The following is a 2,500-nucleotide window of genomic DNA, read 5'->3' on the forward strand; positions in this document are numbered from 1 at the left end:
ACCGAGGAGTGCAATCGCGGGAGACACACGGCGGGTGCTAACGTCCGTCGTGGAAAGGGAAACAACCCAGACCGCCAGCTAAGGTCCCAAATACCAGTTAAGTGGGAAACGATGTGGGAAGGCCCAGACAGCTAGGAGGTTGGCTTAGAAGCAGCCATCCTTTAAAGAAAGCGTAATAGCTCACTAGTCGAGTCGGCCCGCGCGGAAGATATACCGGGGCTCAAACTGGTAACCGAAGCTGCGGATGCTCTTAGGAGCATGGTAGAGGAGCGTTGTGTAAGCCGTTGAAGGTGGATCGGGAGGTCTGCTGGAGGTATCACAAGTGCGAATGCTGACATGAGTAACGACAAGGGAGGTGAAAAACCTCCCCGCCGGAAGACCAAGGGTTCCTGTCCAACGCTAATCGGGACAGGGTTAGTCGGCCCCTAAGGCGAGGGCGAAGGCCGTAGTCGATGGGAAACAGGTTAACATTCCTGTACTTGCAATTGCTGCGATGGAGTGACGGAGAAGGCTAGGCCAGCATGGCGATTGGTTGTCCATGTTTAAGGCTGTAGGCTGGGGACTTAGGCAAATCCGGGTCCCTAAGGCTGAGAGCTGACGACGAAGCCTACTTCGGTAGGTGAAGTGGTTGATGCCCTGCTTCCAGGAAAAACTTCTAAGCTTCAGGCAATTGCGAACCGTACTCTAAACCGACACAGGTGGTCAGGTAGAGAATACCAAGGCGCTTGAGAGAACTCTGGTGAAGGAACTAGGCAAAATGGTACCGTAACTTCGGGAGAAGGTACGCCGGTTTTGGTGATGGGACTTGCTCCCTAAGCTGAGGCCGGTCGAAGTGACCAGGTGGCTGCGACTGTTTATTAAAAACATAGCACTCTGCAAACACGTAAGTGGACGTATAGGGTGTGACGCCTGCCCGGTGCCGGAAGGTTAATTGATGGGGTTAGCTTCGGCGAAGCTCTTGATCGAAGCCCCGGTAAACGGCGGCCGTAACTATAACGGTCCTAAGGTAGCGAAATTCCTTGTCGGGTAAGTTCCGACCTGCACGAATGGCGTAACGATGGCCACGCTGTCTCCACCAGAGACTCAGTGAAATTGAAATCGCTGTTAAGATGCAGTGTACCCGCGGCTAGACGGAAAGACCCCGTGAACCTTTACTACAGCTTTGCACTGAACTTTGAGCCTACTTGTGTAGGATAGGTGGGAGGCTTTGAAACTGTGACGCTAGTTGCAGTGGAGCCGTCCTTGAAATACCACCCTGGTATGTTTGAGGTTCTAACCCAGGTCCGTAATCCGGATCGGGGACAGTGTATGGTGGGTAGTTTGACTGGGGCGGTCTCCTCCCAAAGAGTAACGGAGGAGTACGAAGGTGCACTCAGCATGGTCGGAAATCATGCAATGAGCATAATGGTATAAGTGCGCTTGACTGCGAGACAGACATGTCGAGCAGGTACGAAAGTAGGTCATAGTGATCCGGTGGTTCTGTATGGAAGGGCCATCGCTCAACGGATAAAAGGTACTCCGGGGATAACAGGCTGATACCGCCCAAGAGTTCACATCGACGGCGGTGTTTGGCACCTCGATGTCGGCTCATCACATCCTGGGGCTGAAGCCGGTCCCAAGGGTATGGCTGTTCGCCATTTAAAGTGGTACGCGAGCTGGGTTTAGAACGTCGTGAGACAGTTCGGTCCCTATCTGCCGTGGGCGTTGGAGATTTGAGAAGAGTTGCTCCTAGTACGAGAGGACCGGAGTGAACGAACCTCTGGTGTTCGGGTTGTCACGCCAGTGGCATTGCCCGGTAGCTATGTTCGGACGGGATAACCGCTGAAAGCATCTAAGCGGGAAGCCTCCTTCAAGATGAGATCTCCCTGGGACTTCGAGTCCCCTAAAGGGCCCTGGAAGACTACCAGGTTGATAGGCTGGGTGTGGAAGCGTTGTGAGGCGTTGAGCTAACCAGTACTAATTGCCCGTGCGGCTTGACCATACAACAGAGATGGTTACTAACGATTACTGATCAGGAAAGTGATCAGGGATTGTGAGCAAGAAGAGACATACGTTCTTGCGGTGTATTACTACAGATTGTTTTACCGACTTATTTGGGGTTACCGTTGATCGAGAGATCATGCAAACGGCGGTAACAGGCAGCGCCGGGCAAGACATCGCCCATAAGACCACGCCAACCCAAGCCAGTTTGCCTGACGACCATAGAGTTGTGGAACCACCTGATCCCTTGCCGAACTCAGAAGTGAAACGCAACCTCGCCGATGGTAGTGTGGTGTTTCGCCATGTGAGAGTAGGTCATCGTCAGGCTTCTATTGCAAAGGCCCAGTCGCTTACGCGGCTGGGCCTTTTTCATATAAGTGAGAGCGAAGCTTTTTTCAGTCTCTCACCGGGCAAAAACGCGGCTTCAAGCCAAATTTTTGCCCCGGCAAAGACTTCAAAAAAGTCCTTGCTCAGCACGAAGAGATCGTTATAATGCGCGCCTCTTCAACGGTCACCGGAA

2 rRNA genes (1 of these 2 only partly in view) are annotated in these 2,500 nt (G+C 52.9%); both read left to right on the forward strand.

The features are described 5' to 3' along the window. Nucleotides 1–1,981 (forward strand): 23S ribosomal RNA (locus ABDK11_RS03190); it begins 901 nt to the left of the window's first position. A 210-nt stretch (nt 1,982–2,191) separates the two neighbouring features. After that, nucleotides 2,192–2,307, forward strand: a 5S ribosomal RNA gene (gene rrf / locus ABDK11_RS03195). The last annotated feature ends 193 nt before the right edge of the window (nt 2,308–2,500 follow it).

The organism is Microbulbifer sp. SAOS-129_SWC (assembly GCF_039696035.1).
GTDB lineage: Bacteria > Pseudomonadota > Gammaproteobacteria > Pseudomonadales > Cellvibrionaceae > Microbulbifer.